Origin of the sequence: Sanguibacter sp. 25GB23B1 (assembly GCF_040012415.1) — a bacterium.
GTDB lineage: Bacteria > Actinomycetota > Actinomycetes > Actinomycetales > Cellulomonadaceae > Sanguibacter.
This window is the reverse complement of record NZ_JBDYKL010000031.1, coordinates 32,848-57,557: the sequence shown is the minus strand read 5'-3', so window position 1 is coordinate 57,557 and position 24,710 is coordinate 32,848. Positions and strand designations below refer to the sequence as shown.

23 protein-coding genes are annotated in these 24,710 nt (G+C 71.2%); 11 read left to right on the top strand and 12 right to left on the bottom strand.

Annotated elements, in window-relative coordinates; genetic code table 11:
- Positions 1–1,585 (bottom strand): S8 family serine peptidase (locus tag ABKW26_RS15665; protein ID WP_348594817.1); only part of this gene is annotated, 1,585 nt, incomplete at its 3' end.
- 160 nt (positions 1,586–1,745) lie between these two features.
- Positions 1,746–2,555 carry a helix-turn-helix domain-containing protein gene (locus tag ABKW26_RS15660; protein ID WP_348594816.1) on the bottom strand — a complete coding sequence of 270 codons (810 nt, stop codon included), beginning with the start codon at positions 2,553–2,555 and terminating at the stop codon, positions 1,746–1,748.
- A 102-nt stretch (positions 2,556–2,657) separates the two neighbouring features.
- Here ABKW26_RS15660 and ABKW26_RS15655 point away from each other — a divergent pair, with 102 nt between their 5' ends.
- Positions 2,658–3,290 (top strand): maleylpyruvate isomerase family mycothiol-dependent enzyme, encoded by a 633-nt coding sequence (locus tag ABKW26_RS15655; protein WP_348594815.1) that lies wholly within the window; start codon positions 2,658–2,660, stop codon positions 3,288–3,290.
- A 7-nt stretch (positions 3,291–3,297) separates the two neighbouring features.
- Here the strand turns inward: ABKW26_RS15655 and ABKW26_RS15650 are convergent, their stop codons facing one another.
- The 4 genes from ABKW26_RS15650 to ABKW26_RS15635 form a co-directional block, all read right to left on the bottom strand.
- A complete protein-coding gene (locus ABKW26_RS15650; RefSeq protein WP_348594814.1) occupies positions 3,298–3,951 on the bottom strand; it encodes an LUD domain-containing protein in 654 nt (217 codons plus the stop codon).
- Positions 3,948–5,516, bottom strand: coding sequence for a LutB/LldF family L-lactate oxidation iron-sulfur protein (locus ABKW26_RS15645; RefSeq protein WP_348594812.1), 1,569 nt, complete (start codon positions 5,514–5,516; stop codon positions 3,948–3,950). Before ABKW26_RS15645 ends, ABKW26_RS15650 begins: the two co-directional genes overlap by 4 nt.
- Positions 5,513–6,325, bottom strand: a complete 813-nt coding sequence (locus ABKW26_RS15640; protein ID WP_348594820.1) for a (Fe-S)-binding protein — start codon at positions 6,323–6,325, stop codon at positions 5,513–5,515. Before ABKW26_RS15640 ends, ABKW26_RS15645 begins: the two co-directional genes overlap by 4 nt.
- Before the next feature lie 90 nt (positions 6,326–6,415).
- Positions 6,416–7,192 (bottom strand): ATP-binding cassette domain-containing protein, encoded by a 777-nt coding sequence (locus tag ABKW26_RS15635; RefSeq protein ID WP_348594811.1) that lies wholly within the window; start codon positions 7,190–7,192, stop codon positions 6,416–6,418.
- 97 nt (positions 7,193–7,289) lie between these two features.
- On the opposite strand from ABKW26_RS15635, the gene ABKW26_RS15630 reads away from it, so the two are divergent.
- Positions 7,290–7,991, top strand: coding sequence for an FCD domain-containing protein (locus ABKW26_RS15630; protein ID WP_348594810.1), 702 nt, complete (start codon positions 7,290–7,292; stop codon positions 7,989–7,991).
- A gap of 10 nt (positions 7,992–8,001) precedes the next feature.
- Here ABKW26_RS15630 and ABKW26_RS15625 read toward each other — a convergent pair whose 3' ends face one another.
- Positions 8,002–8,532, bottom strand: coding sequence for a cupredoxin domain-containing protein (locus ABKW26_RS15625; RefSeq protein WP_348594808.1), 531 nt, complete (start codon positions 8,530–8,532; stop codon positions 8,002–8,004).
- Positions 8,533–8,568: 36 nt separating this feature from the next.
- Between ABKW26_RS15625 and ABKW26_RS15620 the strand changes: the two genes are divergently transcribed.
- Entirely contained in the window at positions 8,569–9,057 is a 489-nt protein-coding gene (locus tag ABKW26_RS15620; RefSeq protein WP_348594807.1) for a GNAT family N-acetyltransferase, read from the top strand.
- 33 nt (positions 9,058–9,090) lie between these two features.
- Here ABKW26_RS15620 and glsA read toward each other — a convergent pair whose 3' ends face one another.
- Both glsA and ABKW26_RS15610 read right to left on the bottom strand, forming a co-directional pair.
- Complete coding sequence (glsA, locus tag ABKW26_RS15615) at positions 9,091–10,095, bottom strand: glutaminase A (protein ID WP_348594805.1); 1,005 nt, start codon at positions 10,093–10,095, stop codon at positions 9,091–9,093.
- Between the two features lie 50 nt (positions 10,096–10,145).
- On the bottom strand, positions 10,146–11,225 hold the full coding sequence (locus ABKW26_RS15610; RefSeq protein ID WP_348594803.1) for a LacI family DNA-binding transcriptional regulator: 1,080 nt from the start codon (positions 11,223–11,225) through the stop codon (positions 10,146–10,148).
- Positions 11,226–11,382: 157 nt separating this feature from the next.
- Between ABKW26_RS15610 and ABKW26_RS15605 the strand changes: the two genes are divergently transcribed.
- On the top strand, positions 11,383–12,894 hold the full coding sequence (locus ABKW26_RS15605; protein ID WP_348594801.1) for an altronate dehydratase family protein: 1,512 nt from the start codon (positions 11,383–11,385) through the stop codon (positions 12,892–12,894).
- Here the strand turns inward: ABKW26_RS15605 and ABKW26_RS15600 are convergent.
- The 3 genes from ABKW26_RS15600 to uxaC all read right to left on the bottom strand — a co-directional run bounded on the left by ABKW26_RS15600 (position 12,887) and on the right by uxaC (position 16,267).
- Positions 12,887–13,258 (bottom strand): TraR/DksA C4-type zinc finger protein, encoded by a 372-nt coding sequence (locus ABKW26_RS15600; protein WP_348594799.1) that lies wholly within the window; start codon positions 13,256–13,258, stop codon positions 12,887–12,889. The two genes, ABKW26_RS15605 and ABKW26_RS15600, sit on opposite strands and share 8 nt — an antisense overlap.
- A gap of 197 nt (positions 13,259–13,455) precedes the next feature.
- On the bottom strand, positions 13,456–14,697 hold the full coding sequence (gene manD / locus ABKW26_RS15595; RefSeq protein WP_348594797.1) for a D-mannonate dehydratase ManD: 1,242 nt from the start codon (positions 14,695–14,697) through the stop codon (positions 13,456–13,458).
- A gap of 100 nt (positions 14,698–14,797) precedes the next feature.
- Positions 14,798–16,267 (bottom strand): glucuronate isomerase, encoded by a 1,470-nt coding sequence (gene uxaC, locus ABKW26_RS15590; RefSeq protein ID WP_348594819.1) that lies wholly within the window; start codon positions 16,265–16,267, stop codon positions 14,798–14,800.
- A gap of 337 nt (positions 16,268–16,604) precedes the next feature.
- On the opposite strand from uxaC, the gene ABKW26_RS15585 reads away from it, so the two are divergent.
- The 7 genes from ABKW26_RS15585 to ABKW26_RS15555 all read left to right on the top strand — a co-directional run bounded on the left by ABKW26_RS15585 (position 16,605) and on the right by ABKW26_RS15555 (position 24,687).
- Complete coding sequence (locus tag ABKW26_RS15585) at positions 16,605–17,669, top strand: LacI family DNA-binding transcriptional regulator (protein WP_348594795.1); 1,065 nt, start codon at positions 16,605–16,607, stop codon at positions 17,667–17,669.
- Positions 17,670–17,754: 85 nt separating this feature from the next.
- Positions 17,755–18,978, top strand: coding sequence for an extracellular solute-binding protein (locus tag ABKW26_RS15580; protein WP_348594794.1), 1,224 nt, complete (start codon positions 17,755–17,757; stop codon positions 18,976–18,978).
- Between the two features lie 13 nt (positions 18,979–18,991).
- Positions 18,992–20,125, top strand: a complete 1,134-nt coding sequence (locus ABKW26_RS15575) for an ABC transporter ATP-binding protein (RefSeq protein WP_348594792.1) — start codon at positions 18,992–18,994, stop codon at positions 20,123–20,125.
- The gene (locus tag ABKW26_RS15570; RefSeq protein WP_348594790.1) at positions 20,122–21,081 is read left to right on the top strand and encodes an ABC transporter permease; all 960 of its coding nucleotides are present in this window, start codon (positions 20,122–20,124) and stop codon (positions 21,079–21,081) included. The genes ABKW26_RS15575 and ABKW26_RS15570 overlap by 4 nt, the downstream gene beginning before the upstream one ends.
- Positions 21,081–22,016, top strand: coding sequence for an ABC transporter permease subunit (locus ABKW26_RS15565; RefSeq protein WP_348594789.1), 936 nt, complete (start codon positions 21,081–21,083; stop codon positions 22,014–22,016). Before ABKW26_RS15570 ends, ABKW26_RS15565 begins: the two co-directional genes overlap by 1 nt.
- Before the next feature lie 7 nt (positions 22,017–22,023).
- Complete coding sequence (locus ABKW26_RS15560; RefSeq protein WP_348594787.1) at positions 22,024–23,628, top strand: mannitol dehydrogenase family protein; 1,605 nt, start codon at positions 22,024–22,026, stop codon at positions 23,626–23,628.
- A gap of 135 nt (positions 23,629–23,763) precedes the next feature.
- On the top strand, positions 23,764–24,687 hold the full coding sequence (locus ABKW26_RS15555; RefSeq protein ID WP_348594785.1) for a cold shock domain-containing protein: 924 nt from the start codon (positions 23,764–23,766) through the stop codon (positions 24,685–24,687).
- Positions 24,688–24,710 lie beyond the last annotated feature (23 nt).

The following is a 24,710-nucleotide window of genomic DNA, read 5'->3' as shown; positions in this document are numbered from 1 at the left end:
GCTCGGCTCGTACGGGTGTGACGGTGGAGCCGACGTAGACGTGGATGTCGATGGGGTCGGTGGTGTCGGGGTCCAGGGCCCAGCCGCGGAGCTGGATCGTGTCGGGGCCGGAGGCTCGGGCGACGTCGATCGCGCCGATGGGGGTGGCGTTGACGACCGGCGGGACGTAGAGCATCCGGTTCGGTGTGCCTCCCGTGGCTCCGACGACCACGCCGGGGGTCGCGCGCCCGACGAGCGTCGCCGCCACCTGAGCGGGCGTCATCGCGGGGTTCTCTGCGAGGAGCAGCGCCGCAGCACCGGAGGCGTGGGGCGCGGCGGTCGACGTGCCGGACTTCGTCGCGGTCGCCGTCGCGGAGAGGTGGCCGGCTGACGGGATGAGGACGCCCGGTGCGTAGAGGTCGACGCAGGCCCCGATGTTGGTGAAGTACGCCTGGCGGTCCGCCGAGTCAGAGGCCGCGACCGTGATGGCTTGCGGCACGCGTGCCGGCGACACGCTGCACGCGTCGACCGAGTCGTTGCCCGCGGCGACCACGGCCGTGACACCGTCCTCGATCATCCGCTGGAGCGAGGTGTCGAGGGTCGGGCTCGTGACACCGCCCAGGCTGAGGTTGGCGACCGCTGGTGCTCCCGGTCCGTGCTGCGCCGTGATCCAGTCGATCCCGGCGAGAAGGTCGGAGAGGGTGCCCTTGCCGTCGCACCCGAGCACGCGCACGGGGACGATCGTGGCGCCCTTCGCGACGCCGTACGTGCTGCCCGCGATCGTCCCGGCGATGTGCGACCCGTGCCCGTTGCAGTCCTGCGTGCCGCGGCCGTCGGCGATGGCCGTCCAGCCGGCGGTGACACGACCCCCGAACTCGACGTTGGCCGAGGTCACGCCGGTGTCGAGCACGTACACGGTGACACCGGTGGCCGCGCTCGGGGGGCTGAACGTGCGTGACAGGGGCAGCGTCCGCTGGTCGATGCGGTCGAGGCCCCACGGTGCGTTGGGCTGGGTGGCGAGCGCGCTGATGACCGAGTCGGGCTCGACGGCCTCCACGCCTGCTGTCGTGGCCAGGGTGTCGGCCTCGGTCGCTGTCAGCGTGACGACTGCGGCGGGAGCCTCCGTGAACGTCTGCTCGACGACGGTGCCGTCGGCACGGAGCTCGTCCGCCTCGGCGTCGACGTCCGTCCCGTCGGTGTAGAGCACGATGTACTGCGCCTCGGGCTCGGCGGACGACGGGTCCGGGGCGGGAGTGGCTGTGGCGTCCGGTGAGGCTGCGTCCGGCACGACCGCCGGTGCGGTGGGATCGGGGACCGGGGCGGGGTCCGTCGGAGTAGCCGGGTTCGCCGGCGCGGCGGGATCCGCTGCGGGGTCGGACGGTACTGGTTCGGTCGGCGCCGGGTCGGACGGCAGGGTTGCGGAAGGCGCGGGCTCGCCCGGGAGCGGGGTGGACTCCGTCGGTGCGGCAGGCTCGGTGGTGCTCGTCGGGTCCGGGGTGTCGGCGGGGAGCGCTGCGTGCGCGACCGGAGACAGCGTGAATGCCAGCAACGAGAGCGCCAGGACGGTCGCGGTGCGGGCGGGACGGGTGCGGTGCACGGGACGCACGGACGAGCCTCTCGGGTTGACGAGCCGCCGGTCAGGAGTGTCGACCGGCACCGGGCGGCACCGCCCGTTGCCACCTATATCGGACGAAGGTGGCAGGACATGAGGACTTCGTGGATCTCTCTTGATGACGAGTTTGGCACCGTCTGTCCGGTTCGGCAGGTCAGGGGGCGTGGCGCGCCGAGAACTCACCCGGTGTCATCGCGGTGACCCGGGAGAAGTCGCGGGCGAAGTGGGCCTGGTCGGCGTAGCCGAGCAGCGCGGCGACCTCGCTGAGCGAGGCGGTGCGGTCGCGGAGATGCTGAGCTGCCTCCTGGAGCCGTCGGCGCTGGATGAGCCACTTGGGCGTGAGACCGATCCGACGGTGCACGAGGCGTTGCAGCGCCCGCTCGGAGAGGTCGAGCTCCTCGCACACCTGCGAGACGCGGGTCACGTCGGTGCGGGACTCGACGAAGCTCACGAGACGGTTGACGAGCAGGCCCTCGTCGTCGACGGGGAGGAACGGTCGCAGCGTGGTGCCGAACGCGTCCATCGCCTCCTGGTGTGCGGCGGGCGAGGCAGGGGCATCGTGCATCGCGGCGCGGACCTGCGCGACGAGCGGGGTGGCACCGTCGCCCAGCACCTCCGCGAGGTCGACGAACCGGTCGGTGTACGTCGCGACGGGCGCTCGCGCGACGAGGTACCCAGCCGCGGGCGCGAGCATGAGTCCGACAGCCCACCCCTCGCCGGTCAGCGTGGTCGTCGAGAGGCCGGAGACCACGCCGTAGAACCGCGCGTACTCCGGTGTGACCACCATGAGGCACACCGGGTACTGCAAGACCTTCTGCGGGGCCTCGCTCCCCGGGGGGACGGACCACACGGGGATCCAGAACCGCTCGAGGAGGCCCGCGAGCTCGGCCGGCGCCGCGTACCGGAACATCTGGTGGGACGAGTCGCGCGGGTCCTTGAGGTGGGCACGCTCGATCGGGTCCACCGGGACCGGCCTGTCGGACGATGGACCTCCCCTGCGCCGTGGCGGAGGTGCGCTGTCGGGTTTCATCAAGACCCAGCGTGCCGCACGACGTACGTTCGAGCCATGGACACCACGACGGGCACCCCGACCGACCCGAGCACACCGACCGCTCCGCCAGCTCCCCGCGCGGGGCTCGACACCCTCTCCCGGTACGAGGCCGCGAACCGTCCGCTGACGGCCGTGCTCGACGCCGTCGCAGCCGGTGCACCCGACGCGGGCGACGCCTGGTCCCGACCGTCTCCCTGCGAGGGGTGGGCGGCGCGCGACGTCGTGCGGCACCTCGTCGAGACCCAGCGGGACTTTCTCGCGCGGCACGACCTCGACGCCGGGGATGCCCCGGACATCGACCGTGACCCTGCGGCGGCCTGGACCGAGCACTCGCGCCGCGTGCTCGACGTCCTCGCGGACCCCGCAGTGCCGGCCACCGCCTTCGACGGCCACTTCGGTCCGACGACGATCGGCGACACGTTCAGCCAGTTCTACGTGTGGGACATGATCGTCCACCGCTGGGACGTCGCGACGGCCGCCGGGCTGGACGCAGGCTTGACCGACGCCGAGCTCGACGCGATCGATTCCGGCGCGGAGAGCTTCGGCGAGGCCCTCCACATGGACGGCATCTGCAAGCCCGCGGTCGACGTCGACCCGACCGCCGACCGTGCGACGCGTGCCCTCGCCCGTCTCGGTCGGAGGGCCTGAGGCCCGCTCAGCCGACGATGACGACGTGCAGCGTCCGGGGCCCGTGGACGCCCTCGACGCGGGAGAGCTCGATGTCGCTCGTGGCGCTCGGCCCGGAGATCCACGTCTGCGGGCGCTCGGGGTGCGCGGCGAGGATGGTCACGCCCTCGGGGACGGAGTGCACCACCTGGTCGGCGCGCACGATGCACACGTGGACGTCGGGGACGAGCGTGATGGCGCGTCGCCCCTGGTCGGGGGAGCCGTCGAGCACGATGGTGCCGGTGTCGGCGACCGCCACGCGGGCTGCGGTGACGACGGCGTCGATCTCGTCGAGCTCGAGCGCTGACAGGGGCGCGTCGACCGTGTCGGTGCGCACGGTGGTCCCCGACGTGAGCCCGTCGAGCCAGTGCGGCTCGAGCCCGGGCGGCACGACCACGCTCGTCGTCTCCGCGAGGATCTCGCCGAGGAGCGCGGTGACCGTCTCTGACGTCTCGACGCGGTGGACGTGCGCCTTGTAGTCGTCGAGGCGGTCGACGAGGACGTCGATCGCCTCGGACGAGCCCGGGGCGAGGTCGCCGACGAGTCGGTAGTCGCGCACGACCGGTACCTCTGCGGCCTGGTGGCCGCGGACACCTTCGAGGGCGCGGCGGACGCGACCGAGGATCTCGGTGCGCGCGTTCACGAGCGCTCTCCGTCCGACGTGTCCGGGTGCGTGCGCTCCCACCACCTGCGGAAGGTCTCCTTCGGTGGGGCGGGCAGGTCGCGCGCCTCCGTCCACAGGGAGCCGGGGAACGGGAGCGACGAGATGCGGCCCGATCGTCCGGCGACGATCCGGCCGAGCGCGAGCCCCTTCTCGGCTGTCGCGAAGCGGCCCGCGTCGGCCATGACGAACGACGCGGCCTTCATCGCCGCGCCCCACGCGGTGGGCCGGTTTCGTGCTCTGTCCTCCTCGACGGACTTGGCGCGCAGGTGTACGAGCAGCGCGGGGATGTCGATCTTCACGGGGCAGACCTCGTAGCACGCGCCGCAGAGCGTGGACGCGTAGGGGAGGGTGCTGTTCGGGTCGGAGTGCCCGGTGCTGCCGGTGAGCTGCGGGGTGAGGATCGCCCCGATCGGGCCCGGGTAGACGGAGCCGTACGCGTGCCCGCCGACACGCTCGTAGACCGGGCAGACGTTGAGGCACGCCGAGCACCGGATGCACGTGAGAGCGGCGCGGCCGACGTCGTCGGAGAGCGCACGGGTGCGGCCGTTGTCGAGCAGGACGAGGTGGACGTCCTGCGGACCGTCACCGGGCGTCACTCCCGTCCACAGGGAGGTGTACGGGTTCATGCGCTCCCCGGTCGAGGACCGGGGGAGGAGCTGCATGAAGACCTCGAGGTCCGCGAAGGTCGGGACGATCTTCTCGATGCCCATGACGGTGATGAGGGTCTCGGGGAGCGTCAGGCACATCCGCCCGTTCCCCTCGGACTCGACGACCGTGAGCGTCCCGGTCTCCGCGACCGCGAAGTTCGCGCCGCTGATGGCCACCTTGGCGGAGAGGAACTTGCGACGCAGGTGCGCCCGCGCCGCCATCGCGAGCTCGCGCGGGGCGTCGGTCATGCCTTCGGGCGTGTGCTCCATCCGTTCGAGGAAGATCTCGCGGATCTCGGAGCGGTTCCGGTGGATCGCGGGGACGAGGATGTGCGACGGCATGTCGTCCGCGAGCTGGACGATGAGCTCGGCGAGGTCCGTCTCGAACGCGGCGATGCCCTCCTCGGCGAGCGCCTCGTTGAGGCCGATCTCCTGCGTGACCATGGACTTGACCTTGACCACCTCGGTCTCGCCCGTGGCCTTGACGAGGTCCGCGACGATGCGGTTGGCCTCGGCGGCGTCGCGCGCCCAGTGGACGGTCCCGCCGCGCGCCGTGAACGCCTCCTCGAACTGGGCGAGCAGGTCCGGCAGGTTCGTCATGACGTGGGCCTTGATGGCGGCGCCCGCGTCGCGGAGCTCCTCCCAGTCGGGGACCTCGCCGACGACGGCCGCCCGCTTGTCCCGGATCGTCGAGGTGGCGTGCGCGAGGTTGCGGCGCAGCTGGGTGTTGCCGAGGGCCGCCCGGGCGGCGTCGGGGAACGTCGTGCCCCAGCGCAGCGGTGCATCGGGGTGCGGGACGTCGGATCCGACGGGCGCGTGCTCGGGGAGCACGCCTGTGCCGCCGGAGGAGTGCGCGCCGCGCGAGCGCAGGCTCGGCAGGCCGAGGAACGTGCTCATCGGGTGCTCACCTCGACCGTGTGGTTCTCGACGTCGGAGCCCGCGACCGGCGGCACGACCGGCTCGTCCCGTGTGCTGGCGAGGATCTCGGCGAGGTGCATGGTCCGAACGCCGCTGCGGTTGCGGGTGAGGCCGCCGCCGATGTGCATGAGGCACGAGTAGTCGCCGGCGGTGAGGACCTCGGCGCCGGTCGACTTCACGGCCGACATCTTGTCGCTGAGCATCGCGACGGACGTCTCGGAGTTCTTCAGTGCGAAGGTGCCGCCGAAGCCGCAGCAGGACTCGGCACCGGGGAGCTCGACGAGGTCGATCCCGCCGACGGCGCGCAGCAGGCGCACCGGTCGGTCACCGACGTGGAGCATCCGCAGGGAGTGGCACGTCGGGTGGTAGGTGACACGGTGCGGGAAGTGCGCCCCGACGTCGGTGACACCGAGGACGTCGACGAGCAGCTCGGAGAGCTCGTACGTCTTCGCGGAGACCTGCTCCGCGGTGCGGGCGAGCTTCTCGTCGCCCTGGCGGCGGCAGACCATCGCCTGCTGGTGGCGGATCGACCCGGTGCAGGATCCGGACGGGACGACGACGGCGTCCCACGCGCCGTCGAGCACCGGCTCGAACGTCTGGACGTGGTTGCGGATGATCGGCATCGCGTCGGCGAAGTAGCCGGTGTTGACGTGCATCTGCCCGCAGCACGTCTGCGCGGTGGGGAAGACGACCTCGTGGCCGAGGCGCTCGAGGAGGCGGACCGTGGCGCGGGGGGCCTGGGGGAACATCGCGTCGGCGATGCAGGTCGCGGCGAGGGCGATGCGCACGGGCTGGTCCTCCTGGAGCGGGGATGCTGACAGGTTTTCACCATAACCCATGTGGTCAGACCACATGCGGCGCTGCCCGGAGGGTGGCGCTCAGCGGAAGGCGCCCACCGCAGCCGGGAGCGCGTCCGCGATCTCCCGCGTCGCCGGGTGCACCGGGTTCGTCAGGAGGTCCTGCGGCCGACCGGACTCGACGAGGGTCCCGTCCGCGAGCACGTGGACCATCCCGCACACGCGGCTCACGAGCTCGAGGTCGTGCGACGCGACGAGCAGTCCCGTGCCGCGCTCGGCGACGATCTCCACGAGGCGCCGGACCACCGAGTCCTTGAGCGACTGGTCGAGAGCGGTCGTCGGCTCGTCGAGGACGACGACGTCCGGGCGCGTCGAGAACGCTGCCGCGAGAGCGAGCCGTTGGCGCTCGCCGCCGGACAGCGAGCTGATGGACCGCCCGAGGAACCGCGGCTCGAGGAGCATGAGCGCGAGGACGTCGGTCGCGGTGCCGCCCGTCGGGCGTCCCGCCTTGCGGGCCTTGGTCAGCTCGCCCTCGATCGCGCGCTCGACCGTCTGCTGCGGGTTGAGGCCGCCGAAGCCGTTCTGTGCCACGGACCGTACCGCGACGCCGAAGCGCTTCTTGTCCCGCATGCCGAGCCGACCGACGGTCCGCCCGTCGAAGGTGACCCGCCCGCTGCGGAGCTTGAGCCCGCCCGTGAGCGCCTGGAGCAGCGTGGACTTCCCGACTCCCGAGCTGCCGACGATGCCGACCGAGCCGCCACCCGGTGCGACCGTGAGGTCGACCCCGCGGACCGACGGGGTGGTCCCGTAGCCGGCGACGAGGCCGGTGGCTGACAGGGCGTTCGTGGTGGTACTCATCGTTCTCCGGATCTCAGGTGGTGTCGGGTGCCAGTACGCGGCCCCGTGCTCTCAACGTACGAGCCTCGCACATCGTGCGCGGCGATACGCTGGCCGCGTGCGTACCCATGAAGTAGTGCTCGCCCGGATCGAGGCCGACCTCGCCGCGGGGCGCTGGGCGATCGGCGAGCGGCTGCCCGCGGAGCGCGCCTTCGCCGAGGAGCTCGGGGTGTCCCGGCCGTCGGTGCGCGAGGCGATCCGCGTGCTCGAGGCCATGGGCGTCGTCCGCACGGCGGTCGGCTCCGGGCCCGACTCGGGGGCGAGCGTCATCGACCATCCCGCTGCCGGGCTCGGCTCCGCGATGCGGCTGCACCTCGCCGCCGGGACGCTCCCCGTCCGGGACGTCGTCGCGCTGCGCGCGCTCCTCGAGACGTGGGCCGTCGGGCAGGCAGCATCGCGGGTGGCGCTGGACGCGCAGGCGGGCGAGACCGTCGCGGGAGCGCGTGCCCTGCTCGACGAGATGGACACCCCCGGGCTCACCGAGGTGCGGTTCCACGAGCTCGACGCCGCGTTCCACGTCCTGCTCGCGGCACTCTCGGGGAACGTTCTCGTCGAGGCCGTCATGCTCGGGCTGCGCGGAGCGATCCAGGACTACGTCATGGCCGGGACCGCGCGGCTGACGGACTGGCCGAGCACGGCCGACCGGCTGCGCGCCGAGCACCGGACGATCCTCGCCGCGATCGAAGCCGGGGACCCGACGACGGCGAGCGCAGCCGTCGGACGGCACATCGAGGACTTCTACCGCGAGGCGGGGCTCTGAGTCGTGCGGGTCATCCGACCTTGAGCGTGAGGGTCATGCCCGCAGCACGGTGGCCGGTGACGGTGCACCAGCCTTCGAGGGTCTCGTCGACGACACCGAGGTCGATCGTCGCCGTCTCGTCGCGGCTGAGGAGATCGGTGCTCTGGTCGTCGTCGAAGAACAGGTCGTGCGGCATGCCGTCGCTGTTGCGCACCGTGACGACCACGCGGGTTCCGGGCTCGACATCGACGACGGCAGGGTGGAACTTCATGTCCTTGATGTCGACCGCCACGGTGAGCGTGCCGTCCTCGGCCGTGCTCGTCCCGGACACCGGCTCGGGGCTCGCACCGCACGCGCTGAGCGCGCCGATCGCGAAGACGGTGAGGCAGACGGACGTGCGTCGCAGAGCGGTGGCGTGACGGACGGGGACCGAGCCCTGTGCGGCCGTCCGACGGTGCGCCTCGGGACAGCGGCGCCGGTGGGCTCGGCTCTCGCGGCCGATCTCGCACAGTCGGTTGGCGGGGCAGAGCGGGCTGGCCTGACGGATATCGCGGTGAAACACGCTCCTACTGTACGGCGAACATCTACCGTCGTGTCTGTGAAACCCCTGACACCGATCGATGTCGAGCAGGTGAACCCTGGCTCGGCCCAAGCGAACGCGATCCTCTGGCAGTACTACCGGGAGGTCGTCGCGCGCTATCACGACCGCGAGACCTCAGACGACGAGATCGACGAGGCCATGGCCGACGAGCCGAGCGACGACCTCGTCGCACCGACGGGTCTCTTCGTCGTCGTCCGTCGCGGGTCGCGGGCAGTGGGCTGTGGCGGGATCCGGTTCGTGGACGCTCGCGTCGGAGAGCTGACCCGCGTGTTCGTCGCCCCTCCCGAGCGCGGCACCGGCGTCGCCGTCGCGCTCGTGAGGCACCTGGAGGACCGGGCGCGCGCGGCCGGGCTGGCACGTCTTCGCCTCGACACGCGTGCCGACCTCGTCGAGGCGCGGGGCCTCTACGCGAAGCTCGGGTACGAGGAGGTCGAGGCGTTCAACGACGGACCGTACGCGGACCACTGGTTCTCGAAGGCGCTGTGACCCGCGGTCGACGGCCGGCGTGGCGGTGACGCGTCAGCGGTGCCGGTACGGCGCCGACGCGAAGACGTCGAGGCCGAGCGTGCGGCTGAGGTGCGCGCTCGCGCGCCGTCCGCGGACGCTGTTGCCCGCCTCGTCGAGGGGCGGTGAGAACGTCCCGATGCCGGCCTTGCCCGGCGCGACGGACACGATGCCGCCGCTCACGCCGGACTTGCCCGGGAGGCCGATCTCGAAGAGCCACTCACCGGACCGCTCGTAGAGCCCGTTCGACGCGAGCACGGCGAGCGTGTCCCGGCACACCTCGGCGGAGACGACGCGTTCCCGCGTCACGGGGTTCACGCCCCCGTCGGCGAGGGTCGCACCCATGACGGCGAGGTCCCGCGCGGTCACGAGGAGCGAGCACTGTCTCGTGTAGACGTCGACGACGGACTCGGGGTCCTCGTCGAGCCGACCGTAGGTCTGCAGGAGCAGGGCGAGGGCCATGTTGCGCTGGTTCGACGCGGACTCCGACGCGTAGACGTCGGCGTCGAGCTCGAGCTCGCGGCCCGCGAAGCGCGAGAGGCCCTCCTGGATGGCGGCCCACTGGGCGTCAGGGGTCGAGCCGGTAGCGAGCGACGTCGTCGAGATCGCTCCCGCGTTCACCATGGGGTTCCGTGGGTGGCCGTCGTGGAGCTCGAGAGCCATGACCGAGTCGAAGGCGTGCCCGGTGCTGTCCACGCCGACCACCTCGAGGACCTGCTCGTGGCCCTGCTGCTCGCACACGAGCGCCCACACGAAGGCCTTGGAGATCGACTGGATGGAGAACGCGTGGTCGACGTCCCCGACCCCGTGGACCTCACCGTCCACCTCCGCGACGCAGATGCCGAACAGGTCCGGGTCGGCGTCGGCGAGGGCGGGGATGTACGACGCGACGGTGCCGGTGGTGGTCGAGCGGTACCTCTCGTGCGCCTCGCGCGTGAGCGTCTCGACCTCGTCCCACCCGGGCAGCGTGCCGGTGCGGACGGTGCGCTCGGTCTGGTCCGCGGCGTCTTGCGGTGTCATCGACGTCCCTCTCGGTCGACCTTCACCCTAGTGCGACCTGGGCCGTTCCATCAGGGCAGAGCGAGCCGGTCAAGGTCGCCGGGCTCGGTCGCAGGACCGGTCGAGCTCCGCACGACGAGCCGTGAGCGGACGACGCGACGCTCGGCGTCGCGGGTCGGCGTCGTCATCCGGGCGAGGAGGAGCTCTGCGGCGTCGCGGCCCATCTGGGCGGACGGGCCCGCGACGGTCGTGAGGGCCGGTCGCGCCATGCCGGTGTCCAGCGCGTCGTCGCACCCGACGATGCTCAGCGCCTCGGGAACCGGGACGCCGAGCTCGGTGCAGCGGGAGAGGACGCCGAAGGCGACGAGGTCGTCGTAGCAGACGACCGCACCGACCTCCTCGGCGACGAGGCGGTCGGCGACCGCACGTCCGGCTGCGAAGGTGGGCCGGTGCGGACCCCAGACGTCGAGGTGCAGCCCGGTCGCGCGGGCGGCAGCGCTCAGCGCGTCGGACTTGCGGGCGTCGGACCACGAGCCCGCAGGCCCACCGAGGTAGACGACGCGCTCGTGCCCGAGCCCGGCGAGGTGGGCGACGGCGGCGGTGAGACCGGGCTCGACGTCGATGACGGCGCTGTCGATCCCGTCGACGACCCGGTTGGCCAGGACGACCGGGACGCGTGCGGCGAGGGCGCGCACGGCGTCGTCGGGCAGGCGGCTCGAGACGAGGAGGATGCCGTCCGCCTGGCTGGCCATCCGCTGGGCGATGCGGAGCTCGGCCGTCGGGTCCTCGCGGCTGTCGCCGATGAACACGCCGCGGTCCTGTGACTCGGCGGCGGACTCGACCGCCGCGAGGACGGGCGCGAAGAACGGGTTGGTGACGTCCGGGAGCACGACGCCGATGTTCGCCGTCCGCCCCGTGACGAGGCCGCGGGCCGTGCGGGACGGGGTGTAGCCGAGCTCGCGTGCGGCTGCGTGCACCCGCTCGAGGGTCTGCGGCAGCACGCGGTCGCCGCCGTTGAAGCAGCGGGAGACGGTCGCGATCGAGACGCCCGAGGCGGCGGCGACGTCGCGGATGGTGACGCCGGACGTGCTGGTGCGGGTGGTGCGCCCGGAGCGGCCCGCGGGTGCCGGTGCCGGTGGCTCGAGGTCCATGTGGTGGTCTCCCGGTGAGTGCAGCGCGCGGCGGGCACTGTCCTGCGAGGGGTTCAGCAGGTACGGTGGACGCTAGCATGTAAACGTTTCCGCACGGTGGTTGATGCCCATCGACAGCATCGTCCGAGACCGTGCAGCCCGACCGATCGAGAGCCCCATGCCGACCAGCCTCCTCGACCTCGCCCCCGGCGTGCCCGCCGGCGCCGCCCTCCTGCTCCGCGCCGACGACGACGTCGCCGTGACGATCCGTGACCTGCCCGGCATCCCGCGGGGCCACAAGGTCGCCGTCCGCGCCCTCGCGAGCGGGTCGCAGGTGCGCAAGTACGGTCAGTCCATCGGGGTCGCGACGCGCGACATCGCACCCGGCCAGCATGTCCACGCGCACAACCTGGGGATGGACCTCGCCGAGCGCGAGCACGAGTTCGCCACCGTGCACCACGAGCTCGTCGCGCCCCCCGGTCCGCGCCCGACCTTCGAGGGCTACCGCCGGGCGAACGGTCGCGTCGGCACGCGCAACTACATCGGCATCCTCACCTCGGTGAACTGCTCGGCGAGCACCGCGAAGATGATCGCCGACCAGTTCCGCGGCCCGCTGCTCGACGACTACGAGAACGTCGACGGCGTCATGGCCCTCACGCACTCCTCCGGCTGCGGTCTCGTCCCCGTGAGCGAGGGCGCGCAGATGCTCGTCCGCACCCTCAAGGGCTACGCGGAGCACCCCAACTTCGCCGGCATCCTCGTGGTCGGGCTCGGCTGCGAGATGATCGCGGTCGGCTCGCTCATCGACGGCCTCGAGCTCTCCCCGGACACCGTGCTCAAGCACCTGACCATCCAGGAGTCCGGTGGCATCCGCTCCACCGTGCGTCAGGGCGTGGCCGCGATCCACGAGATGCTCCCTGAGATCGACTCCCGGCGACGCGAGACGTGCGACGTGGGAGAGCTCGTCCTCGGCCTCAACTGCGGCGGTTCCGACGGGTACTCGGGCATCACCGCGAACCCCGCGCTCGGCTTCGCGTCCGACCTCCTCGTCTCCTACGGCGGCGCGTCCGTGCTCGCCGAGACCCCGGAGGTGTTCGGTGCCGAGCACCTGCTCACGCGTCGGGCCGTCACGGAAGAGGTGGGGCGAAAGCTCTTGCGCCGCATCGACTGGTGGCAGCGCTACGCCGCCGAGGGCGGCGGCTCGCTCGACAACAACCCGTCGCCCGGGAACAAGGCCGGCGGTCTGACGACCATCCTCGAGAAGTCCCTCGGGGCGGTGGCCAAGGGCGGTCAGGCCGACCTCGTCGCCGTCTACGAGTACGCCGAGCGCATCACCGCCAAGGGCTTCTGCTTCATGGACACCCCGGGCTACGACCCGGTCTCCGTCACCGGCCTCATCGCCGGCGGCTCGACGATCATCTGCTTCACGACGGGCCGTGGCTCGGTCCTCGGCGCCAAGCCCGCACCGTCGATCAAGCTCGCGACGAACTCCGAGCTCTACGCCCGCCAGGCCGAGGACATCGACATCAACTGCGGGCGCATCGTCGACGGCACCGCGACCGTCGAGGAGGTCGGCCGGGAGATCTTCGCCGAGATCCTCGCCGTGGCCTCCGGCAAGGAGTCCGTGAGCGAGTCGCTCGACCTCGGCCAGGACGAGTTCATCCCGTGGCAGCTGGGGACGGTCACCTGACCTCGGACGACGCGCAGTGCACGCAGCGGTCCGCCGCCGGGCGAGCCGCGAGGCGCTCGCCTGGGATCGGCGTGCCGCACTGGACGCAGAACCCGTAGGTGCCCTCCTCGATCCTCAGGAGCGCCCGGTCCACCTCGCCGAGCCGGGCCTCGAGGTCGGCGCGGATGCCCATGGCGTGCGACCACTGCGAGGACATGGTCGCGCCCTCGGGGTCGTGCTCGTCGTCGTCGGACTGGCCGCCGCGCGCGTCACGGACTTCTTGGAGGTCGTCGAGCACCCGCTGCAGGTCGATCGTCAGCGTGCGCTGGCGCTCGAGGAGCACGGCGGACGGTTCGAGGCTCTGAGGATCGGGAGACGAGGTCATCGTCCATCCTCACACGCACCCTCGGCACACGCAGCGGAGCGGTTGCGACCCCGCGCACCCGATGGGGCGTGCTCTCGAGGGTGGGACGTGCACTGGTGAGCACGCATGGTCCTCAAGAGCACGCCCCGCCGGGCCGACCGGGTGGCCAAGACCGGGGCGAAGGCCGGGACCAGCCGCCGTCAGCCCGTCTGGGGGGCTCACCAGTCGTGGACGGTCCCGTCGCGCAGGCGGTTCACCGGGAGGTAGGCCGGGGTGTACTCGAACGCGGCGGCGGCGTCCTCGTCGAGGTCGACGCCCAGGCCCGGGGCGGTGCCGGGGTGGAGGAGCCCGCCCTCGAAGGTGTAGCTCGTCCGGAAGACCTCGAGCGTCGTGGCGCTGTGCTGCATGTACTCCTGGATGCCGAAGTTGTGGATCGCGATGTCCAGGTGCAGGGCGGCCGCCATGCCGACCGGCGAGATGTCGGTGGGTCCGTGCATGCCGGACTTCACGCCGTAGATCGCGGCGAAGTCGAGGAGCTTCTTCATCGCCGTGACCCCGCCCGTGTGGGTGACGGCGGACCGCACGTAGTCGACGAGGCGTTCGGTGAAGAGCGTCTGGTAGTCGTAGACGGAGTTGAACACCTCGCCGATCGCGAGCGGTGTGGTCGTGTGCTCGCGGACGGTACGCAGGGCGGTCTGGTCCTCGCCGGGCGTGCAGTCCTCGAGCCAGAAGAGGTCGTACGGCTCGAGGGACTTGCCGAGCTTCGCCGCCTGGATGGGGGACATGCGGTGGTGGCCGTCGTGCAGGAGCGGGAGCTCGGGGCCGAACTCGTTGCGGACCGCCTCGAAGACGGTCGGCACGTGGCGCAGGTACGCCCGGGTGTCCCAGACCTCCTCGACCGGCATCGGACGGCCGTCGAGCATGTTGCGCCTGGCCGGCTCGTAGTCGTAGCGCTGACCCGCAGCCTGGTCGGAGCCGATGCCGTAGATCTGGCCCAGCCCTGGCACGCCGGTCTGGATGCGGATGGCCGTGAAGCCGAGGTCGAGGTGGTTGCGGATCGAGTCGAACAGCGCTGGCAGGTCCGTGCCGGACGCGTGCCCGTAGGCGAGTGCCCCCGTGCGCGACGCGCCGCCGAGCAGCTGGTACAGCGGCATCCCGGCGACCTTCGCCTTGATGTCCCACAGCGCCATGTCCACCGCAGCGATCGCGGCCATGGTGATCGGCCCGCGCCGCCAGTAGGCGCCGCGGTAGAGGAGCTGCCACGTGTCCTCGATGTTGTCCGCCTCGCGCCCGATGAGCATGGGCACGAGGTGGTCGGTGAGGTAGCTCGCGACGGCGAGCTCGCGGCCGTTGACCGTCGCGTCACCGAGGCCCACGACCCCGTCCGACGTCGTGATCTTCAGCGTGACGAAGTTCCGGCCGGGGCTGGTGATGACGACGGCGGCATCGGTGATCTGCACGGGTGCTCCAGGAGGTGGTGGCGCGAGGCCGAGAGGGGCGGGGTGGGCTGTCGGTGGGACGCGGGGCACCGATGGGCTCGCGACGCGACGGGGCGACGCGTCAGCGTCGGGCGTACGCCTCCCGCGGGAGGGTGTACGCGAGGTCGACAGCCGTCTCGACAGCCTCGTCGAGGTCGAGCCTGTGCTCGGCCACGAGGCGGGCGAGGTAGCCCGCGTCGATCCGCCGCGAGAGGTCGTGGCGCGCCGGGATGGACGCGAACGCCCGGGTGTCGTCGACGAAACCGGTCGTGTTGTAGAAGCCCGCCGTCTCCGTGGCCGTGTCGCGGAAGCGTCGCATGCCGTCGGGGGAGTCGAGGAACCACCACGGGGCGCCGAGCTTCATCGCCGGGTAGACGCCGGCGAGCGGCGCGAGCTCCCGGGAGTAGACCGTCTCGTCGATCGTGAAGACGATGAGGCGCAGTCCAGGGTGGTGGCCGTAGGCCTCGAGGAGCGGGCGCAGGGCGCGGGCGTACTCGACCCGGACCGGGATGTCGTAGCCCTTGTCGGCCCCGAACGTCTCGAGGATCGCCCGGTCGTGGTTGCGCAGGACGCCCGGGTGCAGCTGCATGACGAGACCGTCCTCGGCGGACATCGCGGCCATCTGGAAGAGCATGTGGCCGCTGAACGCCTGCGACTCCGCCGCGCTGACCTGGGCCCCGGAGAGGGCGAGGTCGAAGATCCGGTTCGCCTCGGCGTCGGAGAGCGGGGTGGTGTCGGCGAGGAAGTGCCCGTGGTCCGTGGCCCGCGCACCCGCCGCGATGAAGGCCTGGCGGCGCTGGCGCAGTGCGTCGAGATACGACGCGTAGCCGGTCACGTCGATCCCGGACGCCTGCGAGAGCTTCGCGACGCTCTCCGTCCACGAATGACCGTCGAGGTGCAGCAGCGGGTCCGGCCGGAAGGTCGGGATGACCTTCTCGCCCCAGCCCTGGGCGGCGAGCGACGCGTGGTGCTCGAGGCCGCTCCAGGCAGGGTCCGTGGTCGCGAGCGTCTCGATGTTGAACCGCTCGAAGAGCGCTCGCGGCCGGAACTCGGGCGACCGCAGCGCGGCGTCGAGCTGGTCGTAGATCGCGTCGGCCGTCTCGGCGGACGGCCGCTGCGTGATGCCGAAGACCTCGACGAGCTCGTGCTCCATCCAGTATCGCGTGGGGGTGCCGCGGTAGAGCTTCCAGCTCGCGCAGAAGCGCCGCCAGATGTCCCTGTGGTCGGGGTTCGGGACGATGCTGCTCGCAGGGTCGGCCGGTGCGACGCCCATCTGGTCGACCGACCCGCCCTGGGACACGATCATCCGGACGAGGTAGTGGTCAGGGATGACGAAGAGCTCGGCCGGGTCCCCGAAGGGTGTGTCCTCGTCGAGCACCTGCGCCTCGACGTGGCCGTGCATCGAGACTATGGGCAGGTGCTTCGTCTCCCCGTAGATCTCGCGCGCCAGACGTCGCGTCGTGGGGTCCGCCGGGAGCGCGCGGTCCTCGTGCAGGGTCCAGGGCTCCTCGAGCCCGTCCGGGACGCTCGTCGGGACGGTGCTCGTGGGGATCGTGCCGGTCTGAGCATGCTGTGCAGTCAAGTCCGCCTCCTCGTTGAAACAGACTGCGATCGTTTGCAGCCCATCGTGCCCTGAGGAGCCGCTGAAGCACAAGCCCTCACTTTCCCCACGGAACGTTCGACGCTCGCAGTGTCGAACGGCGGACGACGGCACCCGATCACGATTGCGTATCGATGACTTGACGGATGACCGCAATCGTTTGCAGACTAGGCGGATCGGCGCGGCGTGGCGCAGGTCACGAGAGCCCGGTGGCTCTCGTCGATGCCCCCGATGCGCCGGCGCATCCGAGGAGACCGCAGCGCGACGAGGCACGAGGAGGTGTGGAGCGATGGCGAACGTCCGTGACGTCGCACTCCGAGCAGGCGTCTCCATCTCCACGGTCTCCCGTGCGCTCTCCGCCCCGTCGATGGTCTCCGAGGCGACGCGGCTCAAGGTCCTCGAGGTCGCGAGAGAGCTCGACTACCAGCCGAACGCGGCCGCTCGCGGCCTGCGGGTGGGCCGCACGAACAACATCGGCCTCCTCATCCCCGACCTCGAGAACCCGTTCTTCGCGAGCGTGACCAAGGCGGTCCACAGCCGGGCACGCGCCAGCGGCATCTCCGTCTTCGCAGCGGACTCCGACGAGGACCCGGCGCAGGAGCTCGACCTCATCCGCAACCTGTCCGCGCAGGTGGACGGGCTTGTGCTCGCGTCGCCGCGCGCCAGCGACTCCGACATCCTCGACGCGGTGGAGGGCAAGACCGTCGTCCTGCTCAACCGGCAGGTGGGGGACCTGCCGACCATCACGATCGACAACGCCGACGGTGCCTTCCAGGCCGTCAACCACCTCCGCGCTCTGGGCCACCACACGGTCGCGTACGCATCGGGCCCGGCGCACTCGTGGTCCGGCGAGCAGCGCCGGGCGGGCATGGTCGCCGCGGCCGCCCGGATCGACGGTGTCGAGGTGGTCCAGCTCGGCAACTTCCAGCCCTACTTCTCCGGTGGCTACCCGGCCGCCGACCTCGCCGTCGCCAGCGGCGCGACCGCCGTCATCGCCTATAACGACCTCATGGCGCTCGGGATCATCGACCGGCTGAGGAACCGCGGCATCACGGTCCCTGACGAGATGTCGGTCGTCGGCTTCGACGACGTGGCCGTCGCGACCCTCGTCTCGCCCGCCCTCACGACGGTGCGCATCCCGCGCGCCGGCCTGGGCCGCGGCGCCGTCGACCTCCTCCTGTCTCTCCTCGGGACCCCGCGCGACGGGACCCCGCGCGACGGGACTCCGCGCGACGGCGCGCGTGCCGACGTGCCCTCGCGCGCCGCCGTCCCCGCGCACACCCAGCTTCCTGTCGAGCTCGTCGTCAGGAGCTCCACCTCCGTGCCGGTCACCCCCACCTCGACGACGGGCTGAACCCGTCATCACTCCGGTCGGTGGTCCATGCCACGACCGTCGCCCCCTCGGACACCGTCGTCCGCGGGCAGAGAAAGGAATGCAGATGAACCAGTCGAAGCGAGTGCAGCTCGCCGCGGGGATCCTCACCCTCGGTCTCATCGCGACCGCCTGCTCGGCGCCCGAGAACAGCTCGGGCAACACGACGGCGGGCCCGTCGGTCGCCGCCGACGAGGTGCCGGACACCCCCTCGGAACCCGTGACCTTGAACATCCTCGACGTCGCGGGCAACCAGAAGCTCACGGGCGCGATGATCGACGAGTTCGTCGCCGAGAACCCTGACGTCATCTCCTCGGTGACGTGGGAGAGCGGCGGCGCGCCGGACCTGGTCGGGACCATCAAGCCCCAGGTCGACTCCGGGAGCCTCCAGATCGACCTCGTCCTCACGGGCACGGACGGTCTGTCGGCCGGCATCGGCCAGGACCTGTGGGTCCCGATCATCGACGACTTCGGTGACCGCCTCTCCAACCAGGAGAACTACCTCGAGCCCGCCGCGAAGATGCAGGAGCTCGCCGAGGGCTACGGCGCGGTCGTGACGTACTACCCGTCCGGCCCGCTGCTGCAGTACGACCCGGCTGTCGTGACCGACGTGCCGACCACCCCGGAGGAGCTCCTCATCTGGGCCGAGGCGAACCCCGGCAAGTTCGGCTACGCCCGACCGGCCAACTCCGGACCGGGCCGCACGTTCCTCATGGGCCTGCCGTACATCCTCGGCGACTCGGACCCGAGCGACCCGGAGAACGGCTGGGACAAGACGTGGGAGTACCTCAAGGAGCTCAACCAGCACGTCGACACCTACCCGACCGGAACCGGCCAGGTGATCACGAACATCGCTGACGGCACGTGGAGCATGATCCCCACGACCACGGGCTGGGAGATCGAGCCGCGGGCCGACGGTCGTGCGCCGGCGACGCTCGAGGCCGCCGCGTTCGACGAGTTCACGTGGGTCACCGACGCGCACTACGCCGTCATCCCCAAGGGGCAGTCGGCGGACAAGACGTCGGCGATCCTCCTGCTCGTGCAGGACATCCTCACGCCGGAGCAGAACGCCAAGGCGTACGACACCGGCTACTTCTACCCCGGCCCCGCCGTCGAGGGCGCGACGCTCGACCTCGCACCCCAGACGAGCCAGGACGTCATCACCGAGTTCGGTCGCGACTGGTACGACGACCTCATCGAGGACAAGCCCAAGGCCACCCCGCTGACCGCCGAGAACATGGTCACCGCGTTCGACATCTGGGACCGCGAAATCGGCGCAGGAAAGTTCTGAGGGGCACGCACCGATGGCAATCACGGCACGCGCGTTCGAATCGCTGGAACTCAAGGACGTAGGACGCAGCTTCGGTGGGCACGACGCGCTCGCCGGTCTCGACCTGACGATCCGGGCCGGGGAGTTCATCGCCCTGCTCGGGCCGTCGGGCTGCGGCAAGTCGACGGCACTCAACTGCCTCGCCGGGCTGCTCCCGCTGACGCACGGCTCCATCCTCATCGACGGCAAGCGCGTCGACACCCTGCCGTCCGAGAAGCGCGGCTTCGGGATGGTCTTCCAGAACTACGCCCTCTTCCCGCACCTCACGGTCGAGAAGAACATCGCGTTCGGCCTGCAGATGCGCGGGACGCCGAAGCCGGAGACGAAGACGCGCGTGGCCGAGGCGATCGCGCTCGTCAAGCTCGAGCAGCACGCGAAGAAGCTGCCCGGTCAGCTCTCGGGCGGGCAGCAGCAGCGGGTGGCGATCGCTCGCGCGATCGTCCTCGAGCCGCGGCTCGTCCTCATGGACGAGCCGCTCTCGAACCTCGACGCGAAGCTGCGCCTCGACATGCGTACGGAGATCCGGCGCCTGCACCAGTCGCTCGGGCTGACGACGTTCTACGTCACCCACGACCAGGAGGAGGCGCTGTCCCTCGCGGACCGGCTCGTCGTCCTGCGGGAGGGGCGCGTCCAGCAGATCGGGACGCCGGAGGAGCTGCACAACTTCCCGGCGAACTGGCACGTGGCCGACTTCATGGGATACCGCAACCTCATCGACCTCACGGTCGACGCGGTGTCGGGCGAGGACATCCGCGTCACGGGCGCCGGGTTCTCCATCAACGGGCACGCGGCGCAGCCGGTCGCGGTTGGGGACAAGGTGCGCCTGGCGATCCGACCCGAGGACCTCGTGGTCGTCGAGCCGGGCGACCCGATCCGCGACGGGAACTCGATCGACGCGACGGTCGCGGTCGTCGAGTATCAGGGGCGCGAGTTCGCCGTGGGCGTCCAGACGAAAGAGGGGCAGACGCTGCACGTCCGGTCTGCCCATGCGCCGGCCGTCGGGTCGGCGGTCACGCTCACCGCGTCAGCCGCACGCGCCCTCGTCTACCGGGCGTCGCTCGACGAGCTGACGGCCACCGAACGAGAGCTCGAAGAGGTGCGCCGATGACGACGGGGACGGCGGAGCCCCAGACGGATCCCGGGGCGCAGCCTCCGGTGCAGCGCAAGAGCTCGGCGAGCCTGCGGCACAGGCTCGCCGAGCGTGGCATCGACACGAGCCTGCTCATGCTCGTCCCGGCGTTCGTCTTCGCGATCGCGCTGTTCGTCTACCCGTTCTCGTACGGGATCGGGCTGACGTTCCAGCCGTCGCTCGTCCAGCGCGAGACGTGGGGCGGGGGGATCTTCGCCAACTACGTCGCGTTCTTCCAGGACCCGTTCGTCTTCGACTCGATCTGGCTGACGATGCGCCTCGCGCTGCCGGCCGCGCTGTTCAACGTGCTGGCGTCGGTGCCCGTGGCGTTCAAGCTGCGCGGCAAGTTCCGCGGGAAGCGCCTCATGACGACGCTCCTCGTCCTGCCGATCACGCTCGGCACCGTCCTCACCGCTCAGGGCCTGCTCATCTTCGCCGGCCGCCAGGGCTGGCTGAACCGGACGCTCATCGAGCTCGGGATCGTCTCCGAGCCCGTCCAGTTCGTCAACAACTACGTCGGCGTGCTGCTCTCGCTCATCATCACCGGCTTCCCGTTCGCGTTCCTGCTCATCTCGTCCTACCTCTCGGGCATCGACCCGTCGCTCGAGGCCGCGGCGAAGACGCTCGGCGCGGACTGGAAGCAGCGCTTCCGCCGGATCATCCTGCCGCTCCTCGCGCCTGGCCTCGCCACGACGTTCATCCTCACCTTCGTCCTCGCCTTCTCGGTGTTCCCGTCGGCGAGGCTCGTCGGTGACGCGATGGGCGAGACCCGCGTCATGTCCCTCATGGCGTTCCGTGCCTTCGGGGAGCAGAACGACTATCCGATGGCGTCGACCATCGCGATCATGATGGGCGTCGTCGAGCTCTGCGTCATCGCACTCGTCCTGCTGTGGAGGTCCTTCCTCTACAAGGGTTCCACCGGAGGTAAGGGCTGATGGCCACCGAGACCGCTCCGCACGTCCCCGCACCGCAGCCGGCCACGCCGGGCCGTGGGCTCGGGGCGCAGTCCAAGAAGCCCACCCGTGCACCGGGGGAGAAGGCGCTCATCGCCGCGCCGAGCACGTGGTTCGTGTGGGCGGGGATGGTCGCGTTCCTCGTGTTCCTCCTCGGGATCCTCAGCTCCGTGGTGGTCGACTCGTTCGGCAAACCATGGTTCGCCACGTGGTTCCCGGAGAACTTCACGACCGAGTGGTACTCGGGCTCGTGGGAGAGGTTCGACCTCACGCACGTCATCGGCGTCACGCTGATCGTCGCGGTGTCGGTCGTCGTGATCTCCGTGCTCGTCGGTGTGCCTGCGGCCTACATGCTCGCTCGGCGCGACTTCCCGGGGAAGAAGCTGCTCAACCTGCTCTTCCTCCTGCCGATCCTCATGCCGCCCATCACGTTCGGCATCCCGCTCGCCACCGTCATGTACAACCTCGGTCTCGGGCGCACGCTGTGGGCGGTCATCCTCGTCAACCTCGTGCCGTCCATCCCGTTCGTCATCATGACGATGACGCCGTTCATCGAGCAGATCAACCCGTCGATCGAGAACGCCGCGCGCATGTGCGGGGCGAGCATGCGCCAGGTCTTCACCAAGGTGCTGGCGCCGCTGCTCGTCCCCGGCATCCTCGCGGCGTCGATCCTCGTGCTGGTGCGTACGGTGGGGATGTTCGAGCTGACGTTCCTCGTCTCGGGGCCGACGTCGGACACGCTCGTCGTCGCGATCTACCGGGCGATGACGTCGGCGGGTGGCGGAGAGGCACGCCAGCTCGTCTCCGCGATGGCGGTCATGTACACAGCCACGATGATGGTCATCCTCGTGGTGGCCCTGAGATTCGTGAACCCGACGCAGCTCGTCGCTCGCGTCAAGGACTCCAGAGAGGACTGAACAGAGGATGCTCGAACAGCAGGAGCACGACCACGTGGAGGGCGACCAGTCGGCAGGCGGTGACCAGCTCGGGCGGTTGTCGCTCGCGACGCTCGCGGACGCCGTCGACGGTGGGCCGCGCAGCGCGACCGTCGCCGGACCGGCCGTCGACCCCCGCGAGGTGAGCATCGGCATCGTCCACCTCGGGGTGGGTGCGTTCCACCGCGCGCACCAGGCGGTCCTCACCGAGGACGCCGCCGCGGCGGCGGGGGAGACGTGCTGGGGGATCTTCGGTGTGACGCAGCGCTCGGCGAAGGTCGCCGAGCAGCTCGCGCCGCAGGACGGCCTGTACGGCGTGCTGACCAAGGGGACGGACAGCACGTCCCTGCGGATCATCGGCTCGATGCGCGGCGTCGCGTTCCCGGGCACGGACACGGCGCGGATCCTCGCGACGATCGCTGCGCCGACCACCCACGTGATCACGCTGACCGTCACGGAGAAGGGCTACCGTGCCGGGCCTGACGGCGCTCTCGACCTCGGTGACCCGGACGTCGTCGCGGACCTCGAGACGTTGCGTGCCGAGGTCGACGGGACGTCCGGGCTCACTGTGCACGACGCGGACGGTCACCCGGCCGAGGTCGTCGCCGGGCGCTCGCCCATCGGTCTGCTCGTGCGGGGCCTCGCGCAGCGCTACGCCGAGACCGGCGCCCCCGTCACGGTTCTCACCTGCGACAACATGGTGGACAACGGTCGTGTCGTCGAACGGTTGGTGCGGCAGTTCGTCGAGGAGGTCGCCCACGACGACGAGGGGACCGGCCTGCGGACCTGGCTGGAGGCGTCGGTGACGTTCCCGTGCACGATGGTCGACCGGATCGTCCCCGCGACGACCGAGGCGGACCGTGCCGAGGCGTTGGCGCTCACGGGTGTGCGCGACGAAGGGCTGGTGGTGGGCGAGCCGTTCCTCCAGTGGGTCATCGAGGACCGCTTCGCTGGTCCCCGCCCGGCGTGGGAGCGCGTCGGAGCGACGCTCACCGACGACGTGGCACCGTTCGAGCAGGCCAAGCTGCGCATGCTCAACGGCACGCACTCGATGCTCGCGTACCTCGGGGCGCTGTCGGGGCACCGGCTCATCGCGGACGCGATCGTCGACCCCGAGCTCGCCGCGACCGCACGTGAGCTCTTGCACGACGACGTCATCCCGACGCTCGTCGCCCCGCCGGGCACCGACCTCGCTCAGTACGCGGAGTCGCTCGTCGAGCGCTTCGCGAACCCGGCCACCGGGCACACGACCATCCAGGTCGCGATGGACGGGTCGAAGAAGCTGCCGTTCCGGCTGCTCGGCACGGTGGCCGACCGCCTCACGGCCGGCGCCGTCCCCGAGGGTGCGGCGCGCGCCGTCGCGGCGTGGATCGTGTTCGTCGCGCGGGGCACGACCTTCGCGGGCGACCCGCTCGTCCTCGACGACCCGCTCGCCGACGTGCTGCAGGAGACCGCAGCCGGCACCGAGGACGGACTCGTCGCGCGGATGTTCGCGCTCGACCAGGTGTTCCCGGCGGGCGTCGCCCAGCACGACGGGTTCCGCGCGGCGGTCGAGCGTCACGTCACCGAGCTCCTGGGACGCTTCGAGGCGTAGGCCCTGTGTGGTGACGCGTGGGTTCTAGGAGCTCCTCAGGGAGCGGCACGGCCAGCTGGCGGCCGGTACGCGCGGAGCGGGCCCGGTGTCAGGGACACTAGGGGGAGCGACCGACCGTATCGACGAGGAGTTCACGTGCCGCAGGGAATCGTCCGCTGGTTCGACACCGACCGTGGTTTCGGCTTCATCGCCGTCGGCGAGGGGGTCGACGACCTTTACGTCCACGCGTCGGAGATCGTCAACGACGACGGCACGCGCCTGCTCCGGGAGGGCCAAGAGGTCCAGTACGAGCTGGGCGAGGGGGACAGAGGACCGCAGGCACGCCGCGTCCACGTCACGGCCGACGCCGTCGCCGCGGCCCTCGGTGTGCTCGGCACCGTCACCTGGTACGAGCCCGCCAAGGGCTACGGCTTCATCACCCCCGACGGCGGCGGCACGGAGATCTTCGTGCACAGCTCCGCGATCGTCGGCGGGGGAGTACTCACCGACGGGCAGCGCGTCGCGTTCCTCGTCGTCGACGGCGACAAGGGACCGCAGGCGGACCACCTGCTCCCGCTCGGCGCCGAGGCCGCCGTCGCGTCGGACGGCGCGGACGGGACCGTGTCCTGGTACGACGGCGACAAGGGGTTCGGCTTCATCACCCCCGACGCGGGCGGCGAGGACGTGTTCATCCACGTCAAGGAGCTCGTCGAGGGGCCGGTGGATCTGTTCATCGGTGACCGCGTGGCCTACGGCGTCGTCGTCGGCGACAAGGGCACGCAGGCCCGCGACGTGCGACTTATGGGCGGTGTGACTCCGGCGCCCGTCGAGCCGGTCCGCAGCAGGTCGGTGCGGCCGTCGACGTCGAGCGCACCCGTGCGTGGCGGCGAGGGCGTCGTCGTGCGCTACGACCCCGATCGCGGCTTCGGCTTCATCCGCCCCGACGCCGGAGGCGACGACCTCTTCGTCCACGTGTCCGTGGTGCGCGGAGCCGAGTCCCTCATGGCGGACGACCGCGTCCGGTTCGACGTCCGCCAGAGCGACCGCGGCCCGCAGGCCGACCGCGTCGAGCGGATCTGAGTCGAGCCGCGACGAGGAGACGA